A 22,456-nucleotide genomic window follows, 5' to 3' on the forward strand; every position below is an offset into this window, starting at 1 on the left:
TCCTTTCAAACTACAGAAATAACAAGAGCCCTGCCGAAACAGGGCTCAAATCGCTTATTTTTTGCGGCTGCAAGCCGGTGGTCAACTATCCACCCTAATACAGCGGACTCAGCGGGTCAAATCGTCAAAGAAACGCTTTACCCCGTCAAAGAAACCTTCCGACTTGGGTCTGTGCTTCTTGGCCGCCAAACCGCCACAGGAATCTTCCAGCTGGCGCAGCAACTCTTTTTGCTCTTCGGTCAGGTTTACCGGCGTTTCAATGTAAACCTTGCACACCAGATCACCCAGCTGGCCATTACGGGCCGAGCGTACACCTTTGCCCTTAAGACGGAACATACGACCGGTCTGGGTTTCGGCAGGGATTTTCAGTTTAACCCGGCCATCCAGGGTTGGCACCTCCACCTCACCGCCCAGCGCGGCAGCCGTGTAGCTGATGGGCACCTCGCAAAAGAGGTTGTTGCCATCACGCACAAAAATGTCGTGATCCCGTACATGCATCTGCACATAGAGATCCCCGGCCGGAGCGCCGGCTTCACCCGCCTCCCCTTCACCGGACAAACGAATACGATCGCCGGTATCGACACCGGCCGGAATTTTAACCGACAGGGTCTTGGTTTTCTGATAACGCCCTTCACCGTGACACTTGTTACAAGGGTCACTGATCACCTTGCCCTTGCCACGACAATGCGGGCACGGTTGCTGCACAGTGAAAAAGCCCTGGCGCATCTGCACCTGGCCATGACCATGGCAGGTGGGACAGGTTTTGGCCTGGGTGCCCGGTTTGGCCCCGCTGCCGTCACACACATCGCAACCGACCAGTGTGGGTACCTTGATCTCTTTGGTCACGCCCCTGACCGCTTCTTCCAGGGTCAGCTCCATGTTGTAGCGCAGATCAGACCCGCGGGCAGCGCGTTGCTGCCGGCCACGGCCACCGCCAAAGATGTCGCCGAAAACGTCACCGAAAATATCACCAAAGTCGGCACCGCCACCAAACCCGCCATGGCCCTGCTGACCGTTGACTGCATCGTGGCCAAATTGATCATAGGCGGCCCGTTTCTGGGCATCGGTCAAGACTTCATAAGCTTCAGTGGCTTCCTTGAACTTATCGGCCGCATCGGCATCATCTTTGTTGCGATCGGGATGATACTTCATCGCCATTCGCTTGTAGGCTTTCTTGATTTCGCGCTCATCGGCTCCCTTGGAGACGCCAAGCACTTCATAATAATCTCGTTTCGACATAGCTTACGTGTTTACCTGCTGATTAACACAAAGCGGGCGTTGGAATCCCAACGCCCGCACTGTCAGCGTCTGTGCGCCGGGGTTGCCTTACTTCTTGTCGTCTTTGACTTCTTCGAACTCGGCATCCACAACATCATCGTCAGCTTTCTTGCTACCGGCATCCTGGGCACCCGCGTCCTGAGACTGGGCCTGCGCCTGAGCTTGGGCCTGGGCGGCTTCCATCAGCTTTTGAGACGCTTCCAGCAGCGCCTGCTGCTTGGCTTCGATCTCGGCCTTGTCTTCACCACGAACGGCTGTTTCCAGCTCGCTCAAGGCGGATTCAATGGCGCTCTTGTCGTCAGCTGCCAGAGCGTCACCGGCCTCTTCCAGCTGCTTACGGGTGGCGTGAGCCAGACCGTCAGCCTGGTTGCGGGCTGCGACCAGTTCTTCGAACTTCTTGTCATCGGCAGCATTGGCCTCGGCGGCACGCACCATGGCCTCGATCTCTTCCTCGCTCAGACCAGAGGAAGCCTGAATGGTGATCTTCTGCTCCTTGCCGGTGTCCTTGTCTTTGGCGGACACATGCAGGATACCGTCAGCGTCAATGTCGAAGGTCACTTCAATCTGCGGTAGACCGCGCGGTGCCGGACGAATACCTTCCAGGTTAAACTGGCCCAGTGACTTGTTATCAGCAGCACGCTTGCGCTCACCCTGGATAACGTGAATGGTCACAGCAGACTGGTTATCGTCGGCAGTGGAGAACACCTGGGACTTTTTGGTCGGAATAGTGGTGTTCTTCTCAATCAGCGCAGTCATCACGCCGCCCATAGTTTCGATACCCAGAGACAGCGGGGTCACGTCGAGCAGCAGCACGTCTGTCTTGTCACCGGACAATACGGCACCCTGGATGGCAGCACCCACGGCCACAGCTTCATCGGGGTTCACGTCTTTACGCGGCTCTTTGCCGAAAAAGTCACTTACCGCTTTCTGCACCAGCGGCATCCGAGTCTGACCGCCCACCAGGATCACGTCGTCGATATCAGATACGGACAGACCAGCATCCTGCAGCGCAGTGCGCACCGGATCCAGCGACTTCTTGACCATATCTTCTACCAGAGACTCCAGCTTGGCACGGGTCACCTTGATATTCAGGTGCTTGGGACCGCTGGCGTCAGCCGTGATGTACGGCAGGTTCACTTCGGTCTGCTGAGCGGAAGACAGCTCACATTTAGCTTTTTCAGCCGCTTCTTTCAGGCGCTGCAGTGCCAGCATGTCGTTGCGCAGATCAAAGCCCTGCTCACGCTTGAACTCTTCCACCAGATAGTTGATCAGGCGGTTATCGAAGTCTTCACCACCCAAGTGGGTGTCACCATTGGTGGCCAGTACTTCAAAAGTCTTTTCACCGTCCATGTCATCGATTTCGATGATGGAAATATCAAAAGTACCACCGCCGAGATCGTATACGGCCACCTTGCGGTCACCCTTGGACTTGTTCACACCATAAGCAAACGCTGCAGCGGTCGGCTCGTTGATGATGCGTTTTACATCCAGACCGGCAATACGACCGGCGTCTTTGGTGGCCTGCCGCTGAGCGTCGTTGAAGTAGGCCGGAACGGTAATAACCGCTTCGGTCACGGCCTCACCGAGGTAATCTTCGGCCGTTTTCTTCATTTTTTTCAGCACTTCGGCAGAAACCTGCGGCGGTGCCATTTTTTTATCTTTGGCTTCAACCCAGGCATCACCGTTATCGGCATTTACAATGTTGAAGGGCATGATTTTGATATCACGCTGTACTTCTTCGTCTTCAAAACGGCGGCCGATCAGACGCTTGATGGCAAACAGGGTGTTTTTAGGGTTGGTCACCGCCTGACGCTTGGCGGGCTGACCTACCAGGGTTTCGCCATCATCGGTGTAAGCAATGATGGAGGGAGTGGTGCGGGCACCCTCGGCGTTTTCAATGACCCGAGGCGTATCCCCGTCCAGGATCGCAACGCAGGAGTTGGTGGTACCCAGATCGATGCCGATGATTTTACCCATAGAATCCTCTCTTGATATTACTAATTCGGTAACAAACGTTTAGATATTTCGCGTTAACGTCTATATGTGGCTGACAGCAGAGTCTTTCAAGACGGCAGTCACATTTTTTTGCTGAATTTTGCCAGTTCAGGCCTGGGTATCGATCGCCGGCCCCTTGGCAACCATCACCATGGCAGGGCGCAGTACCCGGCCATTAAGCTCATAGCCTTTCATCATCACGGCCAGTACCGCATTGGGAGCAACTTCCGCACTTTCCACCATACTCATGGCCTGATGTTTATTAGGGTCGAAGGGCTGACCCTTGGGATCAATTGGCGCAACACCGAATTTCTCCACCGCGCTCAGCAGGGATTTCAGGGTCAGCTCCACGCCTTCATGGACCGCCTGAAAAGCATCGCTTTCATCACTGGTGTGCTCAATTGCCCGTTCCAGGCTGTCGATGACCGGCAGCAGCTCGCCCACAAACTTTTCCAGAGCAAATTTCTGCGCCTTTTCCACATCTTGAGCGGCACGGCGGCGAATGTTTTCCATTTCCGCGACGGCACGCAACGCGCTGTCCTTTTCCGTTTTGGCTTTGTCTTCAGCGTCTGCCAGTTTCTGTTCCAGTTCGGCGACATAAGCCGCGTCAGGCTGAATGGTTTCCTGTCCCTGGGCTTCTCCGGCGGCATGCTGTTCTGCCTGCAGCTCCTGCTCGGTAGCCTGCTCCGTATCAACCTGATTCTGCTTGCTGCTCATCTTGTCTCCCGTAAGTATCAGTTAACCTGCAGCCTATATGGGGGTGACGGTATGCTTTTCAAGGGCAAAACAGCACAGACTTACGAGGCTCACTGTAGCGCTTGAACAACACTCTGATTAAAATGACGATTATTCATGTTTACGGACAACACGTTCAGCAGGAACGCCATTGATGGAAACCGATTTCAACACCATTGCCCTCATCGGCAAGCCGGATCACAAGGGGGCCAACCAGACGCTGGTGGCTTTATATCGCTACCTGTGCAAACTCGGCCTTAATGTAGTGATTGAGCGCCGGGTGGGGGAGCAGCTGGGGCTGGAAGGTGCCGAATTGCTGGAAATGGTCGAGCTGGGTGAGCGCGCCGACCTGGCCATCGTTGTCGGCGGCGACGGCAATATGCTGGGCTCGGCACGGGTGTTGTCGCGGTTTGATGTGGCGGTAGTGGGGGTTAACAGGGGTAATCTGGGATTTCTTACCGACCTCTCCCCTGACAGTTTTGAACAGCCCCTTGAGCGCCTGCTGACCGGCGATTACCAGACCGAACACCGCTTTTTGCTGGAGGCGCAGGTACACCGCCATGGTCAGCTAAAAGCCAGCAATACCGCCATGAATGAGGCGGTATTGCACCCGGGCAAAATTGCCCACATGATTGAGTTTGAGGTCTATATCAACGGCCATTTTATGTACAGCCAGCGCGCCGACGGCATGATTGTTGCCACGCCCACCGGCTCCACCGCCTACTCTCTCTCTGCCGGGGGGCCCATTTTAACGCCCAACCTTAACGCCATTACCCTGGTGCCCATGTTTCCCCATACCCTCAGCTGCCGGCCCATCGTGATCGATGCCGACGCCCAGATAAAAATGGTGCTTTCGCCCGCGAACAAGAGCGAACATATGCTGATTAGTTGTGACGGTCATGTCTCACTGGCCGTCCAGCCTGGGGATGAAATTCACATTAACAAGAGCCCGCACCGGCTGAAACTGCTGCACCCCCGGGGTCACAGCTATTTTGAAGTGCTGCGCAGTAAACTGGGCTGGGGCAGCAAGCTGTTCTGAGCTTGAACTGTATAAAAATACAGTATACTGTATTCCCATACAGCATCTTTTTTGTTGCAGGGGAATCACCATGTTGCTTCAGCTCACCATCAGCAATTTTGCCATTGTTTCTTTTCTAGAGCTGGATCTGCACCGGGGCATGACCAGTATTACCGGTGAAACCGGTGCCGGTAAATCCATTGCCATTGACGCCCTGGCCCTGGCGCTGGGTGAACGAGCTGATGCGGACTCGGTTCGTCCCGGTGCCGACAAGGCCGATATCAGCGCCCGTTTTCGTATAGACAAGCTTCCCAATGTTAAGGCCTGGCTGAGCGAGCAGGAGCTGGATGAACAGGACGAATGCATACTGCGCCGCACCCTGAGCCGGGAAGGCCGTTCCCGGGGCTACATCAATGGCACCCCTGTACCCCTCTCCCAGCTCAAAGCACTGGGTGCCCTGTTGATCAATATTCACGGCCAGCATGCCCACCAGGAACTACAGAAACCAGAACATCAGCGCGCCCTGCTCGACGCCTATGCTGGCCATCAACAGTTACTGAATGGCGTCAGCCGCAGCTATCAGCATTGGCGACAACTTAATAACGAGCGTAAGCGACTTCAGGAAGAGCAGGAAAAATGGCAGGCCGAAAGGCAGTTACTGGAATATCAGGTCGCCGAACTTGATGAGCTGGCGCTGGGAGAAGACGAATTCCCCGAGCTGGAAGCAGAGCACAAGCGCCTGTCCAACGGCGCAGAGCTGGTCACCGACTGCCAGCTGGTGATGGATGTACTGGCCGACAACGACGAAACCAATGCCCTGCAGCTGGTTCGTCAGGGCCTGAAAACCCTGAATGAACTGGTCAGCATGGATGCACAACTGGCCCCGGTACTGGAAATGGCCGAGGCCGGCCTTATCCAGCTCGAAGAAAGCCACAGCGAGCTGAGTCGCTATCTGGATCGGCTGGAGCTGGATCCTGAGCGCCTGCATGAAGTGGAAAGCCGGATGAGCAGGCTGATGGATTTGTCCCGCAAACATCATATTCCTTCCGGCGAGCTGTATGGCTTTCACCAAGAGCTGAAAGCCCGGCTGGATAACATGGATCGTGACAGCAGCCGGCTTGAAGGATTGGATGACGAAGTCGCACAGGCCAAAGCAGCTTTTATGCAGGCCGCCGAACGCTTAAGCCAGAGCCGGCAGCGCTATGCCGCCGCCCTGAATAAAAAAATTACCCAAAGCCTGCATCAGCTCAGCATGGAAAAAGGTCGTTTTGAAATACAGGTGAATGCCGATACCACGGGCGGACTTTCTCCCCTGGGCATTGATCGGGTAGAGTTTCTCGTCAGCACCAACCCGGGCCAGCCCCTGAGCCCGCTTGCGCGCGTGGCCTCGGGCGGTGAGTTGTCCCGTATCAGTCTGGCGATTCAGGTGATCACCGCACAAAAGGTGGAAACGCCCACACTGATTTTTGACGAGGTCGATGTCGGGGTAAGCGGCCCAAGCGCGGCCGTGGTCGGCAAGCTGCTCCGCCAGCTCGGTGAATCAACCCAGGTACTGGTAATCACCCACCTGCCTCAGGTAGCGGGCAATGGTCATCAGCATTTCTTCGTCAGTAAAAGCAGCGATACCGACTGCACCGAGACCCATATGCAGGAACTGGACGAACAGCACCGGTTGCAGGAGCTGGCCCGTCTGCTGGGCGGCAACCGCATCACTGATAATACTCTGGCCAATGCCAGAGAATTACTGGTAGGTGAAGCAGCATAAATGTTGCCCGGCTGCCCGCCGGGCCTGGATTACACCAGCCGTCGGGCAGCCCCGACCACAATTTCAATCGCGCTTTGTTCGATATTTTTCAGAGTACTTTCGTCAGGAGTTTCCTGCTTGGTACGATTCACGATCACCCCGGCCACACACCCCGCTTTCAGCCCTTGGCTGGCACACATGGTAAACAGAGTGGCTGACTCCATTTCGTAATTCAGTACCCCCATCGTTTGCCACTCCTTCATGCTGCCCTGAAAACGACGCAACAGGCGAGCCGAGTGCGTATCGTAGCGCTCTTGCCCCGGGTAAAAGGTATCGGATGAGGCAGTAATGCCCACATGGGGAGCCACCCCCTGCTCCCGGGAGGCATCGACCAATGCACTGGTGCAGTCAAAGTCGGCCACGGCAGGAAACGCCATGGGGGCAAAATGTGCACTGGCGCCATCGAGACGCACGGCACCGGTTGTGATGATAATATCGCCCACTTCCACCTCGGGCTGAATGGCCCCCGTGGTGCCTATTCGCAGAAAAGTACGTACTCCCAGTTGAGCCAGCTCTTCCACCGCAATGGACGTAGAAGGTCCCCCGATACCCGTGGAGCAAACAACCACCGGTTTGCCGTCGAGATCTCCCAGCCAGGAAGTAAACTCCCGCTTGCTGGCCAGATGACGAGGATTGGCAAGGTGTTCAGCAATCCGTTCTACCCGTTCCGGATCTCCGGGAAGGATCGCCACAGTGGCTCCCTGCAAATCTTCATCGGTAATGCCCAGATGAAACACGTGTTTAGTCATAACAAGCTCCCAGGCCAAGTAGGTGAGTCTGAAATAGTAAGCCAGCCTGCCACAAATCACCATGCTCTAAAAGGGAACCTGTTTGCCTGTTGCAGGTCTGTCTTTTACATCGAAACCAGCAGCCGCTATGATGCTTGCAGAATTTAAAGGACAACACTCACTATGCAACTCAAAAGCTTGATTTTACCTCTGTTTATCGCGCTCCCCCTGACCGGCTGCGGCCTGGTTTACAAGGTGGATATTCCTCAGGGTAACTATCTGGAAGAAAAGCAGGTCGCCCAGCTGCGCCAGGGCATGACCAAAGAGCAAGTGCGGTATTTGCTGGGGAATCCCATGAGCCTGGACGGCTTTAACCATGATCGTTGGGTGTACATTTACTACTTTAAACCTGGCCGTGGCGACACCGAGCAAAAGCGGCTTATTCTGGACTTTATGAACGACGGACTGACCACCCTGAGCGGTGATTTTGAGTTGCCTGAAGGATTTCACGAAGGCTTGTAAAAACAAGAAAGAAGCCGTGCGGCTTCTTTCTTACTGTTATTACCTGCGGCTGCGCTTGGGATCGGGCCTGCCGCCAGTCACTTTGTCAGCCCGCCCTTCCTCCTTCGCCTGCTCAGCCCGGCGACGGCGAATTTCTTTCGGATCTGCCAGCAAAGGACGGTAAATTTCAATGCGATCGCCGTCGTGCACACTGTGTTCAAGCTTTACCTGCCGGCTGAAAATACCCACCGCATTTTTCTCAAGATCCAACTCCGGAAACTGCCTCAATATGCCTGACTGCTCAATGATCTCCCGCACGGTGGCATCAGGGGCCACCCTCAGGTTCAGCACCGTTTGCTTTTCAGGCAGGGCGTACACCACTTCAACCTGAATAAGATTCACTGCCGTAGACCTCCCTCGCCCGCTCACTGAACGCATGCACCATCGCATTCGCCAGCTCTTTGAAAATACCGCCAAACGCCAGCTCCACCAGCCGAGATGTAAATTCAAAATGCAGCTTCAGCTCGACCTTGCAGGCGTCTTCATCCAGGGGAATAAAAGTCCAGCCACCGTTCAGTGATTTAAACGGACCGTCTACCAGCTCCATATTGATCTTGTGATCGCGCTCAAGGCGATTACAGGTGGTAAAGGTTTTGCGAATGCCGGCCTTGGCCACATCGAGAGCAGCAGTAATGCTATGTTCGCTTTCATCAATGATACGACTGGCCACACACCCGGGCAAAAACTGCGGATAATCGTCGACATTATTGACCAGTTCATACATTTGCTTGGCACTGAACATCACCAGTGCGCTTCGGGTAATACTTGGCATAACCTCTCCTGGCATTCTGACCCGGCGATTTTAACACTTTCGGAAAGCAAGCTCACCTGAGACAACTGCTCAAAAAGACACCGGTCGCCAGTTCACCAATTCCAAAGCCTCAACGGGCACCGTATAATGGTTACACTATGGCAAAAAACAAAACCAAAAAGAAACCCGGCTCCAACACCATTGCGGTTAACCGCAAGGCCCGGCACGAATACTCCATTGAGGAAAAATTCGAAGCAGGACTGGAGTTACAGGGATGGGAAGTGAAAGCGCTGCGGGCCGGCAAGGCCAACATCGGCGATGCTTACGTATTTATGCGAAATGGTGAGGCCTTTTTGTTTGCCGCTACCATCAACCCGCTGAATATGGCGTCTACCCATGTGGTATGTGACCCCATGCGAAACCGCAAACTGTTGCTACACAAGCGCCAGCTGGATCGGCTGACCGGCCTGATAGAACGGGAAGGCTATACCCTGGTCCCTCTGTCCCTGTACTGGTCCAAATCCTGGGTTAAGGCAGAGATCGGTCTGGTAAAGGGTAAAAAAGCCCACGACAAGCGCCAGGACGTGAAGGAACGTGACTGGCAACGCGAAAAGGCACGGATGATGAAGCACAAGGGCCGCTAACACCCCTTGTGTTTTAGGAACATTTGAAATATCATCAAACTGTTACTTGGGGCTGATTCAGGATTCGACGAGATTCTCGAACTCCTAGGTGCATGCCGAGGTGCGATAGGCCTCGTAAAAAAATCGCAAAAAAATAGTCGCAAACGACGAAAACTACGCACTCGCAGCTTAATAACCTGCTGAGAGCCCTTCTACCCTAGCTTGCCTGTGACTTAGGGAATCGGAAGGTCATCCTTCACAGGATCGCGTGGATGCCGTGCCTGACGGTTGAAGCGTTAAATCCAATTCAGGATAGTCTGTCTGTGGCGTGTCAGTCCGCAGCAGCTGGCGAATTTAATGACTGACTAAGCATGTAGTACCGACGACGTAGGTTTTTCGGACGCGGGTTCAACTCCCGCCAGCTCCACCAATCGATTGGAAAGGCCCCGCAAGGGGCCTTTTTGTTTTCCAATCAATCACTTATCTTTTCATTAGCTCTTCCTGAAAAATCACCCGAAACCCGCTTACTGTCACACCTACTGTCATACCTGAAACACACTCCAGGGGCAGTAATATCACGCTAATCTCTTCCTCAAATTTTTCCAGCCCCCGTGACTGACGGTGGCTTTTGCTGTTCTCTCAGCAAGTAGTAGAGGCTGCATAACCTCAGTAAGCTGCGGATATTGGCCAGGATTAGCTGACCACTACAAAGACAGCTGCTCCGACTGTAGTTCTGTGACTGGAGCGCATACCAACAGAGACTCATTAGGTCATAATAATTCCTCCTGAACACTGAAGAGCATTATTCAAGTTGTTTCTGCGCTTTCGGTTGATACGCCCATCACCTCTGAAGGACATAGAAATGGCTAGAAAACGCCGGCAGTCCCCTCTTGAAGACATGATAGACATTGCTGCGATGCTACCCTGGTGGCTGAGCCTGTTGCTGGCACTGGTCAGCTACCTAATACTTAATCACTTTGCAGGCAGACAATTTGAAGTAGAAATGGCAGCAGGTTCCGGTGTGCCGACCCATCTGACCGAACTGATACTGCGGCCATTCTTGATAGCCATGCAGTTCTTTATTCCGCTGGCGTTCACTTTTGGTGCTGGAGTATCTGCCATCAAAGCGCTCAAGGGCCGGCGCCTTGCCCACCGATACGTCGCCGCTTCAGCAAAGCCCTCTACCTCCCCTCTTCCGGCTTCACCTGCTAACGACATGAGCTGGAAAGAATTCGAGCTGCTGGTGGGCCAGGCATTCCGACAACAGGGATACAGTGTCATTGACGGTGGTGAGCATGGCCCCGATGGTGGTGTGGATGTTCAACTGAGAAAGGACGGCCAATGCTTCTTTGTTCAATGCAAGCACTGGAGGGCCAGAAGTGTGGGTGTATCAGTGGTTCGCGAACTTTATGGTGTGATGGCGGGCGCCGGTGCAGACGGTGGATTTGTTGTAACCTCCGGTGATTTCACGGAAGAAGCCAAAACATTTGCCAGTGACAAGCGCCTCAGCCTGATCGATGGAAAAGCACTGGATTACATGCTTATGCAAACCAAAATAACGCTGGCCGAGGAAGGACTCAAACGTCAGCGACCTTCTTCTACCAATAGCTGTCCGCCAGCCCAAGTGCTCTGCCCCAGATGCACAGCTCCCATGGTAAAGCGCAAAGCACGCCAGGGAACTAACGCCGGGCAACTGTTCTGGGGCTGCACCAGATTCCCCAAATGCCGGGGAACCCGTTCACTATAAGCTGACTGCTATCAGTGAGTAACAATATCGCTTAAGACCGTGTATGCTCGCCTCCGTAAAAAAGAGTCACTGTATATGTGGCATGGGGAGTTTCAATTCATCCCGGTTTTCAAAGAAAGCTGACAGATTTATTGAAGCATTTTCAATCGGTCTTACCGGCTCCATCGTCGATCAGTATCATCTCCCTCAGCTCACCGAACATAATTCACCGGTTTACCTGTGTAAGCCCTTGATTTATCGCGTGGCTCATTGACTGGCAGCGAACCACGTCAGCCCCACTACTCAAGTTCAAAAGGCTTCAAATGGTACCTTTTTGTTTTGTCCATTTTTCATTAAACTACTCGTAAACCAATCCGCCGGCAATCTGCCACCGTTTCAGGTCCGTGTTCATGTTTTCTCGTCCTCTGCCTCGGCTTACCTTGCGCAACCTGATGCTGGCTATGGCCGTTTTCAGTGTCATCATTACATTGTGCAACAGTTTTTATGCTACCTATGAAGTACAGCGCACATTGCTGATCAATAACACCCTGGAAGCGAATCGGGTATATGCCGCCAAGCTGGCCGAGCTGACCGAAAGCTTTATTCAGTCCACCCGCCGTCAGCTTGCCTACAGTGCGGGCCTGTTAAACAATAATATGAATAATGAGCAGATGCTGATGGCCGAAGCCAGGCGCCTGCATGAACAGAGTAACGCCTTCAATTCTGTTGTGATAGTCAATGCCAAAGGCATTATCATTGCAGCGTCTCCGGACACCCTGCAGGTAAAGGGGGTTCAGCTTAGCTCAGCCAATGCCCGCCAGTCATTACAGGCTCAGGCTCCGCTGATAACCGACCCTTTTGTATCACCATCCGGAAATTATATTATCAGTCTGTCTCACCCAATGTTTTCAGATAATGGCGATTACCTGGGCTATGTAGCCGGCACAATTTATTTACAGCGTAGCAATATCCTGGGAGAAATTCTGGGCAAGCATTACTACCAGGACGGCTCTTATCTGTATGTGGTCGACAAACATAAAACCCTGATTTATCACCCTGAAGAGCAGTACATTGGCGAGCGAGTTAGCAATAATGCTGCCATTGACACAGTTCTGGCTGGTAAGGAAGGGGTACTAAATGTGGTCAACTCCCATGACGTGGATATGCTTACCGGGTTTGCGCCTGTTGCCAGCACTCACTGGGGAATAGTGGCACAGCGGCCCAAAGAAGCTACTCTTGCCAGTATCAATAATCATCTGTTCAACGTGTTTGTAAAAAGCATACCGATTGCTTTACTGACGCTGGCCGGGATCTGGCTGTCCGCGATATTTATTTCACGACCGCTCTGGCAGCTGGCTAAATCAGCAGAAAAAATGAATAAGCAGGATGTGCAACAAGATATTTCCGGTGTGCGATCCTGGTATTTTGAGGCAGCCCAACTTAAAAGTGCCATTCTACGCGGTATTGCCCTGTTCCATGATCACATTAATAAACTACATACCGATAGTCACACCGATGCCATGACTGGCCTGCTGAACCGCAGGGGCATGCAGCATATGCTGGATAGCTATGAACAACGCCAGACTCCCTTTGCACTGATAGCTCTGGATATTGATCATTTCAAAAATGTAAACGATACCTTCGGACACGATATTGGCGACAATGTCATTAAGCAGCTTGCCCTCATCATGCAGGAGCAGGCTCGCCGGAATGACATACTGTGCCGCAGCGGAGGTGAAGAATTTATGATTTTTCTGCCCGCCACTGACGCCACCAATGCGCTGGAAGTTGCCGAGCGCCTGCGCCGGAAAGTGGAAAATACCATCATGGATGATGTGGGCAGTATCCGCATATCTCTCGGCGTATCACATTGGCCGGGAAGAGCGATGACAATTAGGCGCGCACTGAAACAGGCAGATATTGCCTTGTACCAGGCCAAACATCAGGGACGCAATCAAAGCGTACTCAACTGATCAGAAAACAGTTGCTGCTCAAGCCACGCTTCCAGTTGTTCCGCCGGCTTGGGACGTGCCAGCAAATACCCCTGATAATGCTGGCAACCATGCAAGTGCAGCAATTGCCGCTGTGCTTCCGTCTCTACTCCTTCGGCAATCACTTCCAGCCTTAAACTATGCGCCATGGCGACAATCGCTTTAATAATATTCAGGCTATTGTCATCATCCGGAAGTGCTCGCACAAAGGACTGGTCAATCTTAAGCTGATCAAGGGGAAGCTGCTGCAAATACAGCAAAGACGAATAGCCAGTGCCAAAGTCATCAATGGCAAACCGTACCCCATACTGCTTCAACGTCTGCATGCGCTGAATGGCCATGGGCATATCATTCAGCAGCATCGACTCCGTAATTTCCAGCTTAATCCGCGCCGGATCCACTCCGGTTTGCTCAAATATATTCAGCACGTCCGTGATAAATTCCGGCTGATAAAGACGAGCGGCACTGATATTCACCGATAAGGTAAATGAACTGAATGCCGGTATATCAGCCCATTCCGCCATTTTCCGACAGGCATACTGCAATACCATGCGATCAATACAGTTCATTAAACCTGCTTCGTCGGCAACATCAATAAAGGCTCCCGGGGCCAGCACACCACGCTTGGGGTGATACCAGCGAACCAGAGCCTCTGCACCAATAATGTTGCCATGGTAGTCAAACTGCGGCTGAAAATAAGGCACAAACTCTTCAGCATCAATGCCACGGACCAAATCTTCCTGCAGCCGCAATCGCTGTGACACCACTTCCTGCATTTGCGGATCAAAAAATCGTAGCTTGCCCTTACCACCAGACTTGGCATCATACATGGCAAGCTCGGCCTGCTGAACCAGCTCGTCGGGTGTATGATCTCGACTGGTAAGCACCACCAGTCCGAGGCTGGCACTACACCTTAGCAGGTTTCCTTCATGGGTATACGGTTGCTCCAGCAAGGTCAGCAGACGATGGCTGACATGCTCCAGCTGGGCAGCTGCACGGTGCTGCTCGGCCGGTAATCCGGAGAATAGCACCACAAACTCGTCTCCGCCCAGACGGGCAACCATGTCACCCTGCTGCAACGTCTGGCTTAATCGCTGGGCAGCCTGCTGTAACAGCTGATCGCCTACCTGCAGTCCCCACAGATCATTAATAGCCTTGAAATTGTCCAGATCAATAAACACCAGACCAACACTATCCTGGTGCTCGGAAGCCAGGTAATTCTCAATGCGCCGGTTCAGGAAACGGCGATTAGGCAGCCCGGTTACTCCATCATAAAAAGCCAGATGATTAATACGCTCGGCATCCTTTTTGCGCTGTGTAATATCGGTGATGGACGCCACATAATGACTCACCTTCTGGTTATCATCTCGCACCGCACTAATAGACAGCCACTGGGGATAAACCTGACCGGACTTACGCTTATTAATGATTTCTCCTTGCCAATGACCCTGCTCGTTAATGCTTCGCCACATTTTCTGATAAAAACCGCTGTTGTGTTCACCAGAGCTGAGCAGCGAGGGCTTCTGGCCAATGACCTCTTCAGCTGAAAAGCCAGTGATTTCGGTAAATGCACGGTTAACCCGCAAAATACGGCTGCCTGCATCAGTAATGATCAGCCCCTCAAAACACTCAAAAGCAACAGCGGCAATGCGCAGCTCGGTTTCATTACGCACTCGCTGCGTTATATCACGGGTCAAAATAACCACGGCCGGCTTATCAAAACCGCAAGTTTCCATGACCTGAGCCTGGCTCTCAAAAATACAGAGGCCTTCATAAGTCTGAAGTTCATAGACCAGCCTGCTAGTATCATTACTGGCCAGTGTATTACGTATAAAACGGACAAAACGATCGGCAAGCTCGGGAGCAAACAACTCATGTACCCGCTTACCGATAAAGCCATCATTCGCGGGATAAAATAGGGAAGGCCTGGATGCCATGGCATCCAGATAGCGGCCATCTTCGTCCATCACAAACATCAGATCCGGCAATGCTGCCGTAATCGCTCTTAAGCGGGACTCACTGGCTTGAAGTTTATGCTGCTCCTTCTGCCTTTGTATCGCATCCTGAAGAATCATCGCCAATATCAGTGTTAATGGCACCATGATGGTCAAGGTTGGCCAAATATTAGCCAGCAAGCTAAGTCGCTCTTGTGCCCCCAACAATGTGGCGATGACTAACAAGCTGATGACATGTACCAACAGAATCACCGGCAACAAATTCAGCGCCCTGATACTGAGCCAGCCGCGAGAAACGCCCTCACGAAACCCCAGCCCCAGCAGTACGGGCAATATCATATTCAGGATACCGGTAAGTGCGCCATCACCTCCGATACCATAACGGAAAAGAGCTGCCATCAGGGTTGCCAGAGCGGCAGACACAGGACCGCCAAATAATCCTGCTACAAATAACACTCCGTTGCGGGCATCCAACAACACCCCCGGCGCGACATGAAATGGCTGCAGCATGCACACTATCGCGGCCACTCCGAACCAGAATCCTGTAGTCAGTATATACAGACGGGGGTGATGCCAACTCTTGCGCACATTCAGCGTAAGAATCCAGCCCATGGCCAATAAAATAATGGCTTGTTGAATAACGGATGTGAGCATGTGTCTCGAAAAATGACTGCCGGGAAAACACGGTAGTATGCACTCAAAAGCCACGCCAGACTCAAGGCATGATCCTATTTACTATTAGCGTAAATCGCGGGCAGTTTATCAGAAACCCCTGATGTTCCCTACAAAAAACAAGGGTTTGATCAATGTTCCATGTCCACAGCATGACTCCTACCCCGCTGTCTGCAGACGTCAGCGCACAGCCTGGTACGCAGCAGACAAAACATTAGAAAAAACTAATAACTGTGGTTTATACGTAGGAAAACTTGACGCCAGTCAAGGCATGACCAATAACTAACCAGAGGTGAGGAGAATCACTGTTGCTTCTTCTTCTCACATCCGCCAAGCCGGCGCACTTAACGCATTTGGGGGAAAGAGCCATGTTATTGAACCACATCTGGGGTTTGTATGCCCACCCCAAGGATGAGTGGCATACCATAGATGATCATCACGAAAGCCTTTCTTACAGCCTGACACATCTGGCATTCATTGCCCTGATACCGTCGTTTTGCACCTTCCTCTCTGCCACTTTGATTGGCTGGAATTTTGGCACTCAAAATACCATCATGATGACCACTCAAAGTGCGTTTATCATGTCGGCAGGCATGTATGTCACCCTGATCGCGGGTGTGTTTGCACTCGCCTACCTGACTTACTGGATGGCCAAAACGTTTGGTGCCACTCCTACCTTTACACAAAGTCTTGAACTGGCTGCCTATACCGCTACGCCATTGTTTATGACCGGGCTGGCAGTACTCTACCCAGAGCCGGTATTTCTGATGATGGTGGGTCTGGCAGGTCTGGCCTATTCGGTATACCTGCTTTACTCCGGGGTTCCTATCATCATGCATATTCCCGAAGAGCGCGGCTTTATCTACGCAAGCTCGGTAGTGACCTGCGGGCTGGTCTTGCTGGTGTGTATCATGGTGGGCTCAGTCATTGTATGGAGCTGGGGACTTGGACCCATCTATACTCACTGAAACAAATGATACGCATAAAAAAGCCGGGATACCCCCGGCTTTTTAACATGCTACTGTCTGCCAGACTACAGCTTAAGACTGGCCTTCGTTATACATTTCCAGATGGCTGTTATCGATACAGTCCTGCTGTTTGGCGGTGTCGTTACGCTCTGCATTGAGTGCATCCAGGTATTCCTGGTTTACATCCTGAGTCACGTATTCACCGGTAAACACAGAGGTCTCAAAACGGCGCAATTCAGGGTTGAAATGACGAACCGCATCTTCCAAATCTTCCAGCTCCTGAAAAATCAGGCCATCGGCCCCGATCAGCTTGCAGATTTCATCGGACTCACGGCCATAGGCAATCAGCTCGTTCACCGAGGGCATATCAATCCCGTAAACATTCGGAAAACGAATTTCCGGTGCGGCTGAGGCAAAATATACTTTTTTAGCGCCGGCATCCCGGGCCATTTCAATGATTTGCTCGGAAGTAGTACCACGCACAATAGAGTCATCCACCAGCAGTACGTTCTTGCCGGCAAACTCGGACGGAATGGCATTAAGCTTTCGCCGTACCGATTGGCGACGCTGCTGCTGACCGGGCATGATAAAGGTGCGGCCAATGTAGCGGTTTTTCACAAACCCCTGGCGATAAGGCAACTGCAGGTTATGAGCAATTTCCAGGGCTATATCACAGGAAGTCTCAGGGATAGGGATCACCACGTCGATATTAAGATCTTCCCATTCCCTGGCAATTTTGGCACCCAGTTTCTGCCCCATGCGAACCCGGGCCGCATACACAGACACCTTGTCAATAAAGGAGTCGGGACGGGCAAAATACACATACTCAAAAATACAGGAGTTATGTCCGGGCTCGGCAGCACACTGCTCGGTAAACAGCTGGTTCTGCTCGGTAATATACACGGCCTCACCGGGTGCCACATCACGGATCAGCTCAAAACCCACCGCATCCAGCGCCACACTTTCGGACGCCACCATATATTCGGTATTGCCCTCTTCCGTTTCACGCTTTCCCAGCACCAGCGGCCGGATACCATTAGGATCACGAAACGCCACCATGCCATGACCGATAATTACCGCCACTGCCGCATAGGCTCCGCGAACCTTCTCGTGCACCTTGCTGATGGCAGCAAAAACATGCTCCGGCTCGAGGTGCAGTTTTTGCGTCTGTTGATCGAGCTCGTGTGCCAGCACGTTAATCAGCACTTCCGAGTCGGAAGTGGTATTGATATGCCGGCGTGCCACACGAAACTGCTCTTCTTTCAGCTCGGCGGCGTTGGTCAGGTTACCGTTGTGTGCCAGCGCAATACCAAAGGGGGAGTTAACATAAAAGGGCTGTGCCTGAGCAACACTGCTGCTGCCGGCGGTGGGATAGCGCACATGACCAATGCCAACATTACCGATAAGGCGTTCCATGTGGCGCGCTTCAAACACGTCCCGGACCAGGCCGTTGGCCTTGCGCTGACGGAAGTTGTTACCGGAGATGGTTACGATGCCGGCAGCATCCTGTCCTCTGTGCTGAAGCACTGTAAGCGCATCGTAAAGCGCCTGGTTGACCGGGGTCGTACCTTGAATACCGACTATCCCACACATGTCAAAATTTCCTCGAATTACTATAGCTTGGGGGGTAAAAAGCTGGATGAATTCTGCAGCATATTAAAAAACCACTGTATAACGATGCCAAACTCGGGAATAAGCACCGACTCTTTCCACCACGGACTGTGAGAAAAAGCGGTCATGGTATCGCTAAACAGCAGCAGCGCGGCCACAATAAAAACGCCGCGCACGGCGCCAAAACAGACGCCCAGCACACGGTCAGTACCCGACAGACCGGTGCGGATGACCAGCTCGCCGATGATATAATTGACCAGAGCGCCCAGGATCAGGGTAAGCACAAACAAGATGGCAATGGCAGCCCCATTGCGGAACAGCGGATCGGTGATATCGAGAAACACAGCCAGATCGGCATAGAAACGGCTGGCAATGAAAAAGGCGGTCACCCAGGTGGCGAGCGACATGGCTTCCTTAACGAAGCCCCGGACCAGGCTGATGAGGGCCGACAGGCCTATAATGCCAAGTATTACAAAGTCTATCCAAACCATCATGTTAGTGCCGAAGCCCTCCTGATTGCCGCGCATTCTACCAAAGACACCGGGTAAAAGGCGACGAAAAAGCGGATAAAGTTCATTCAATATAAAAGTAGTCGGTCGTCATACAGCGGTGTTTCCATATAAAAAGGCCGGGGTACTGACCCCGGCCCTGTTACCTGAAAACGCACCTCAGCCAATAAACTCCAGGCCGCCCATATAGGGTTTGAGTACCTCAGGAACGCGAATACGGCCATCTTCCTGCTGATAATTTTCCAGCACTGCCACCAGGGTACGTCCCACCGCCAGGCCAGAACCATTCAGCGTATGCAGCAGCTGCGGCTTGCCATCGGCACCGCGCACCCGGGCCTGCATACGACGGGCCTGAAAATCACCGCAGTTAGAGACGGAAGAAATTTCCCGGTAGGTATCCTGGGCCGGCAGCCATACTTCCAGATCGTAGGTTTTGGCAGCACCAAAGCCCATATCGCCGGTACACAACGCCATCACCCGGTAAGGCAGCTCCAGCAGCTGCAGCACCTTTTCAGCGTGGCCGGTCATTTCTTCCAGTGCATTCCAGGACGAGTCAGGATGCACCAGCTGCACCATTTCCACCTTATCGAACTGGTGCATACGAATAAGTCCGCGGGTATCACGGCCATAAGAGCCGGCTTCGGAGCGGAAACAAGGCGTATGAGCAGTCAGTTTCATCGGTAACTGGGCCGGCTCAAAAATTTCGTTACGGGCCATGTTGGTCAGCGGCACTTCAGAAGTAGGGATCAGTGAAAAGCGGCGTACCTTGCCCTCTTCTTCTCCCTCGCCCTCAATGGCGGTATGGAACAGATCGGCAGAGAACTTGGGCAATTGACCGGTACCATACAGGCTGTCGCTGTTCACCAGATAAGGCACATAGCATTCGGTATAGCCGTGTTCCGTGGTGTGCAGATCCAGCATAAATTGCGCCAGCGCACGGTGCATGCGAGCAACCTGACCCTGCATGATCACAAAGCGGGAGCCAGAAAGCTTGACGGCCCCTTCAAAATCGAGGCCGGCCAGGCTTTCGCCCAGTGCCACATGATCCTTCGGCTCAAACCCCAGCTTGGCAGGCTCGCCCCAGGTGCGTACGGTGACGTTATCGTCTTCGCTCTTGCCTACGGGAACCGACTCATGAGGCAGGTTGGGAATCGCGGCACAAAAAGCCTGAATATCACTCAGCAGCTCATCCAGCTTGCCCTTGCAGCTATCCAGCTCTTCATTAATCGCAGTGACGGCAGCCTTCAGTGGCACTATGTCTTCACCGTTACGCGCGGCCTGACCAATGGCTTTGGAGCGGGCATTACGCTCGGCCTGCAGTTCCTGAGTACGGGCCTGCAGCGTTTTACGCTGTTCTTCAAGACGGTTGAACAATTCAGTGTCCAGCGTAAAGCCACGGTTGGCCAGCTTCGCAGCCGTGTCGTCAATGTCGCTGCGCAGATATTTGGAATCCAGCATGAGTTACCTTAAATTCGTCTAGTGCGTTGGTACGCAAGGGCTTGAAATCGGTTCAGAATACAGTTTATCAGCATCGGCCGCACCGGGCCAAGGACACCGGCCCTGAGCGAAGCCGGTTTGCTCAGGAGCTGTGCTTTGCCTGCTCGTCCAGCTTGCTCAGATAATCGAGCTTGGCCTGGATTTTCTGCTCAAACCCCCGCTCATTGGGCACATAATAGCGCCGTCCAGCCATGGCATCTGGCAGATAAGTTGCACCGGCAGCATAAGCACCAGGCTCGTTATGGGCATAACGATATTCAGCCCCGTACCCCAGCTCCTTCATCAGTTTGGTAGGCGCATTACGCAGGTGCACCGGCACCTCAAAATCGGGCAGCTCCCGAGCATCCTGCAGTGCGGCTTTCCAGGCGGTGTAAAGCGCATTGCTCTTGGGGGCACAGGCAAGGTACACAATGGCCTGAGCGATGGCCCGCTCACCTTCCGCTGGCCCGACCCGGGTAAAACAGTCCCAGGCGGCCAGCGCAACATCCATGGCTTTAGGATCGGCAAGGCCGATATCTTCCGACGCAATGGCCAGCAGCCGCCGGGCAATATAGAGCGGATCACAGCCGGCGGTAATCATGCGGGCATACCAGTAGAGACCCGCATCCGGACTGGAGCCACGGATGGACTTGTGAATGGCGGAAATTAAATCGTAATAGAGATCGCCCTGATTATCGAAGCGGGCCAGCTGCTCGCCGGTGACCTCTGCCAGCAGAGGCTTATCGATACAGCGCACACCCTGTTGCTCTTCTGCCATATCTGCCAGCAGTTCAAGATAATTGAGCGCTTTGCGGCCATCCCCCTCCACCAGCGTGGCCAGCGCGTGCTGAACACCGTCAGCCAGTTGAATGTTCTGCCCTGCCAGGCCACGTTCATCATTAAGTGCCTGGGCTATCATTGCTTCCACCTCATCGGTGTCCAGCCGCTTTAACAGATAAACCCGGGCCCGGGATAGCAACGCATTGTTCAGCTCAAAAGATGGGTTCTCGGTGGTGGCACCGATAAAAGTCACTGTGCCGTCCTCAATGTGAGGGAGAAAGGCGTCCTGCTGGGACTTGTTGAAGCGGTGCACCTCGTCCACAAACAAAATGGTACGCCGTCCGGCCAGTTTGTGTTCACGGGCCCGTTCAATGGCGGCGCGGATCTCTTTTACTCCGGAAGTGACCGCCGATACCCGCTCCACCTGAGCATCGCAGTAATGAGCAGCCAGCTCAGCCAGCGTGGTCTTGCCGGTGCCTGGCGGCCCCCACAGGATCATGGAATGGCAATGACCTGCTTCAAGGGCCCTGCGCAGCGGCTTGCCCGGCCCCAGAATGTGTTGCTGGCCCAGATATTGCTCAATACGCTCCGGACGCATGCGCGCCGCCAGCGGACGGAAGTCATCCTGCTCAAAATCCAGGCTCAGGGTACTCATATTGCTTCCTTAGCGCTGATCATCCACCATCACGCCGGCAGGCGGAGTAAAGTGAAAGGCACTGGCGGCCAGTTCGGGACTGTCATTAAACCCGTTCAGGGTAAATTCGCTGCGCTGGCCGCCCGACTCTACCACGGTAAACCGCGATAACCGGCCCTGGTCGTCAAAACGCAGGGTAAAACGCTGGATCAGCTCTGCCGGATCCTTACTGGTGACCTCATAATTGTCGCTGTTCTTGCTGACCTCATAGCCCTGCCAGCGGGATGAGTCTCCGCCGGAAATTAACAGAAACGGGGTATTTCGCACCGCCTGTTCAAGAGGAACAATACTGACCTGCTCCACAAAGGGATCATACATCCACACATCAGTACCGTCAGACACAATCAGGCTTTCATCGGGTGCCGTGGTATGCCAGCGAAAACGATCCGGACGGGCCAGTTGCATACTGCCTTCGGCAGTTTGCATGGGATCACCGCTTTCATCATATACTTGCTGGGTAAAATCGGCAGAAAAGCGTCCCAGTGCCGACAGCTTTTGCTGTAAGTCTGTCGCCGCACCGGCCTGCGCCAGTGTACTGGCAGACCACAATATCATGCCGGTGGTTATCAGTAGTTTCATGC

The 22,456-nt window shown here is 53.3% G+C and carries 19 protein-coding genes and 1 other RNA gene; 8 read left to right on the forward strand and 12 right to left on the reverse strand.

The genetic code is table 11. The features are described 5' to 3' along the window. Positions 1-108: 108 nt before the first annotated feature. From dnaJ to grpE, 3 genes are all read right to left on the reverse strand, one after another. Positions 109-1,239: a molecular chaperone DnaJ gene (gene dnaJ / locus B6S09_RS00565; protein ID WP_094276555.1), complete on the reverse strand. Its 1,131-nt coding sequence runs from the start codon at positions 1,237-1,239 to the stop codon at positions 109-111. A gap of 87 nt (positions 1,240-1,326) precedes the next feature. Next, positions 1,327-3,255 carry a molecular chaperone DnaK gene (gene dnaK, locus B6S09_RS00570; RefSeq protein ID WP_094276556.1) on the reverse strand — a complete coding sequence of 643 codons (1,929 nt, stop codon included), beginning with the start codon at positions 3,253-3,255 and terminating at the stop codon, positions 1,327-1,329. Positions 3,256-3,381: 126 nt separating this feature from the next. Continuing rightward, on the reverse strand, positions 3,382-3,990 hold the full coding sequence (gene grpE / locus B6S09_RS00575) for a nucleotide exchange factor GrpE (RefSeq protein ID WP_094276557.1): 609 nt from the start codon (positions 3,988-3,990) through the stop codon (positions 3,382-3,384). Between the two features lie 172 nt (positions 3,991-4,162). On the opposite strand from grpE, the gene nadK reads away from it, so the two are divergent. Both nadK and recN read left to right on the forward strand, forming a co-directional pair. Beyond that, positions 4,163-5,047, forward strand: a complete 885-nt coding sequence (nadK, locus tag B6S09_RS00580) for an NAD(+) kinase (RefSeq protein WP_094276558.1) — start codon at positions 4,163-4,165, stop codon at positions 5,045-5,047. 70 nt (positions 5,048-5,117) lie between these two features. Beyond that, on the forward strand, positions 5,118-6,791 hold the full coding sequence (gene recN / locus B6S09_RS00585) for a DNA repair protein RecN (RefSeq protein ID WP_094276559.1): 1,674 nt from the start codon (positions 5,118-5,120) through the stop codon (positions 6,789-6,791). A gap of 29 nt (positions 6,792-6,820) precedes the next feature. Here recN and udp read toward each other — a convergent pair whose 3' ends face one another. Continuing rightward, the gene (gene udp, locus B6S09_RS00590) at positions 6,821-7,579 is read right to left on the reverse strand and encodes a uridine phosphorylase (protein ID WP_094276828.1); all 759 of its coding nucleotides are present in this window, start codon (positions 7,577-7,579) and stop codon (positions 6,821-6,823) included. Positions 7,580-7,741: 162 nt separating this feature from the next. Between udp and B6S09_RS00595 the strand changes: the two genes are divergently transcribed. Continuing rightward, positions 7,742-8,080 carry an outer membrane protein assembly factor BamE gene (locus tag B6S09_RS00595; protein WP_094276560.1) on the forward strand — a complete coding sequence of 113 codons (339 nt, stop codon included), beginning with the start codon at positions 7,742-7,744 and terminating at the stop codon, positions 8,078-8,080. A gap of 39 nt (positions 8,081-8,119) precedes the next feature. Here B6S09_RS00595 and B6S09_RS00600 read toward each other — a convergent pair whose 3' ends face one another. Continuing rightward, a complete protein-coding gene (locus B6S09_RS00600; RefSeq protein WP_244900093.1) occupies positions 8,120-8,461 on the reverse strand; it encodes an RnfH family protein in 342 nt (113 codons plus the stop codon). Continuing rightward, on the reverse strand, positions 8,442-8,891 hold the full coding sequence (locus tag B6S09_RS00605; RefSeq protein WP_094276562.1) for an SRPBCC family protein: 450 nt from the start codon (positions 8,889-8,891) through the stop codon (positions 8,442-8,444). The genes B6S09_RS00600 and B6S09_RS00605 overlap by 20 nt, the downstream gene beginning before the upstream one ends. Positions 8,892-9,028: 137 nt before the next feature. Between B6S09_RS00605 and smpB the strand changes: the two genes are divergently transcribed. The 4 genes from smpB (at position 9,029) to B6S09_RS00625 (ending at position 13,192) form a co-directional block, all read left to right on the forward strand. Continuing rightward, positions 9,029-9,514: an SsrA-binding protein SmpB gene (gene smpB, locus B6S09_RS00610; RefSeq protein ID WP_094276563.1), complete on the forward strand. Its 486-nt coding sequence runs from the start codon at positions 9,029-9,031 to the stop codon at positions 9,512-9,514. 48 nt (positions 9,515-9,562) lie between these two features. Further along, positions 9,563-9,923, forward strand: a transfer-messenger RNA (tmRNA) gene (gene ssrA, locus B6S09_RS00615). Positions 9,924-10,355: 432 nt separating this feature from the next. After that, positions 10,356-11,240 (forward strand): restriction endonuclease, encoded by an 885-nt coding sequence (locus B6S09_RS00620; protein ID WP_094276564.1) that lies wholly within the window; start codon positions 10,356-10,358, stop codon positions 11,238-11,240. 389 nt (positions 11,241-11,629) lie between these two features. After that, entirely contained in the window at positions 11,630-13,192 is a 1,563-nt protein-coding gene (locus B6S09_RS00625) for a sensor domain-containing diguanylate cyclase (RefSeq protein WP_094276565.1), read from the forward strand. Here the strand turns inward: B6S09_RS00625 and B6S09_RS00630 are convergent. After that, on the reverse strand, positions 13,174-15,819 hold the full coding sequence (locus tag B6S09_RS00630) for an EAL domain-containing protein (RefSeq protein ID WP_094276566.1): 2,646 nt from the start codon (positions 15,817-15,819) through the stop codon (positions 13,174-13,176). The two genes, B6S09_RS00625 and B6S09_RS00630, sit on opposite strands and share 19 nt — an antisense overlap. Positions 15,820-16,205: 386 nt before the next feature. On the opposite strand from B6S09_RS00630, the gene B6S09_RS00635 reads away from it, so the two are divergent. Next, positions 16,206-16,805: a Yip1 family protein gene (locus B6S09_RS00635; protein WP_094276567.1), complete on the forward strand. Its 600-nt coding sequence runs from the start codon at positions 16,206-16,208 to the stop codon at positions 16,803-16,805. 72 nt (positions 16,806-16,877) lie between these two features. Here B6S09_RS00635 and purF read toward each other — a convergent pair whose 3' ends face one another. From purF to lolA, 5 genes are all read right to left on the reverse strand, one after another. After that, on the reverse strand, positions 16,878-18,398 hold the full coding sequence (gene purF / locus B6S09_RS00640; protein ID WP_094276568.1) for an amidophosphoribosyltransferase: 1,521 nt from the start codon (positions 18,396-18,398) through the stop codon (positions 16,878-16,880). Between the two features lie 20 nt (positions 18,399-18,418). Further along, positions 18,419-18,907: a CvpA family protein gene (locus B6S09_RS00645; protein ID WP_094276829.1), complete on the reverse strand. Its 489-nt coding sequence runs from the start codon at positions 18,905-18,907 to the stop codon at positions 18,419-18,421. Between the two features lie 177 nt (positions 18,908-19,084). Next, positions 19,085-20,383, reverse strand: a complete 1,299-nt coding sequence (gene serS, locus B6S09_RS00650; RefSeq protein ID WP_094276569.1) for a serine--tRNA ligase — start codon at positions 20,381-20,383, stop codon at positions 19,085-19,087. Between the two features lie 121 nt (positions 20,384-20,504). After that, entirely contained in the window at positions 20,505-21,836 is a 1,332-nt protein-coding gene (locus B6S09_RS00655; RefSeq protein WP_094276570.1) for a replication-associated recombination protein A, read from the reverse strand. 9 nt (positions 21,837-21,845) lie between these two features. Next, the gene (gene lolA / locus B6S09_RS00660; RefSeq protein ID WP_094276571.1) at positions 21,846-22,454 is read right to left on the reverse strand and encodes an outer membrane lipoprotein periplasmic chaperone LolA; all 609 of its coding nucleotides are present in this window, start codon (positions 22,452-22,454) and stop codon (positions 21,846-21,848) included. Positions 22,455-22,456: the final 2 nt, after the last annotated feature.

The organism is Oceanimonas baumannii, assembly GCF_002245495.1.
Classification (GTDB): domain Bacteria; phylum Pseudomonadota; class Gammaproteobacteria; order Enterobacterales; family Aeromonadaceae; genus Oceanimonas; species Oceanimonas baumannii.

Coding starts and splice junctions, on each gene's coding strand:
- dnaJ (WP_094276555.1), bottom strand. CDS start 1,239: ATGTCGAAACGAGATTATTATGAAGTGCTTGGCGTCTCCAAGGGAGCC.
- dnaK (WP_094276556.1), bottom strand. CDS start 3,255: ATGGGTAAAATCATCGGCATCGATCTGGGTACCACCAACTCCTGCGTT.
- grpE (WP_094276557.1), bottom strand. CDS start 3,990: ATGAGCAGCAAGCAGAATCAGGTTGATACGGAGCAGGCTACCGAGCAG.
- nadK (WP_094276558.1), top strand. CDS start 4,163: ATGGAAACCGATTTCAACACCATTGCCCTCATCGGCAAGCCGGATCAC.
- recN (WP_094276559.1), top strand. CDS start 5,118: ATGTTGCTTCAGCTCACCATCAGCAATTTTGCCATTGTTTCTTTTCTA.
- udp (WP_094276828.1), bottom strand. CDS start 7,579: ATGACTAAACACGTGTTTCATCTGGGCATTACCGATGAAGATTTGCAG.
- B6S09_RS00595 (WP_094276560.1), top strand. CDS start 7,742: ATGCAACTCAAAAGCTTGATTTTACCTCTGTTTATCGCGCTCCCCCTG.
- B6S09_RS00605 (WP_094276562.1), bottom strand. CDS start 8,891: ATGCCAAGTATTACCCGAAGCGCACTGGTGATGTTCAGTGCCAAGCAA.
- smpB (WP_094276563.1), top strand. CDS start 9,029: ATGGCAAAAAACAAAACCAAAAAGAAACCCGGCTCCAACACCATTGCG.
- B6S09_RS00620 (WP_094276564.1), top strand. CDS start 10,356: ATGGCTAGAAAACGCCGGCAGTCCCCTCTTGAAGACATGATAGACATT.
- B6S09_RS00625 (WP_094276565.1), top strand. CDS start 11,630: ATGTTTTCTCGTCCTCTGCCTCGGCTTACCTTGCGCAACCTGATGCTG.
- B6S09_RS00630 (WP_094276566.1), bottom strand. CDS start 15,819: ATGCTCACATCCGTTATTCAACAAGCCATTATTTTATTGGCCATGGGC.
- B6S09_RS00635 (WP_094276567.1), top strand. CDS start 16,206: ATGTTATTGAACCACATCTGGGGTTTGTATGCCCACCCCAAGGATGAG.
- purF (WP_094276568.1), bottom strand. CDS start 18,398: ATGTGTGGGATAGTCGGTATTCAAGGTACGACCCCGGTCAACCAGGCG.
- B6S09_RS00645 (WP_094276829.1), bottom strand. CDS start 18,907: ATGGTTTGGATAGACTTTGTAATACTTGGCATTATAGGCCTGTCGGCC.
- serS (WP_094276569.1), bottom strand. CDS start 20,383: ATGCTGGATTCCAAATATCTGCGCAGCGACATTGACGACACGGCTGCG.
- B6S09_RS00655 (WP_094276570.1), bottom strand. CDS start 21,836: ATGAGTACCCTGAGCCTGGATTTTGAGCAGGATGACTTCCGTCCGCTG.
- lolA (WP_094276571.1), bottom strand. CDS start 22,454: ATGAAACTACTGATAACCACCGGCATGATATTGTGGTCTGCCAGTACA.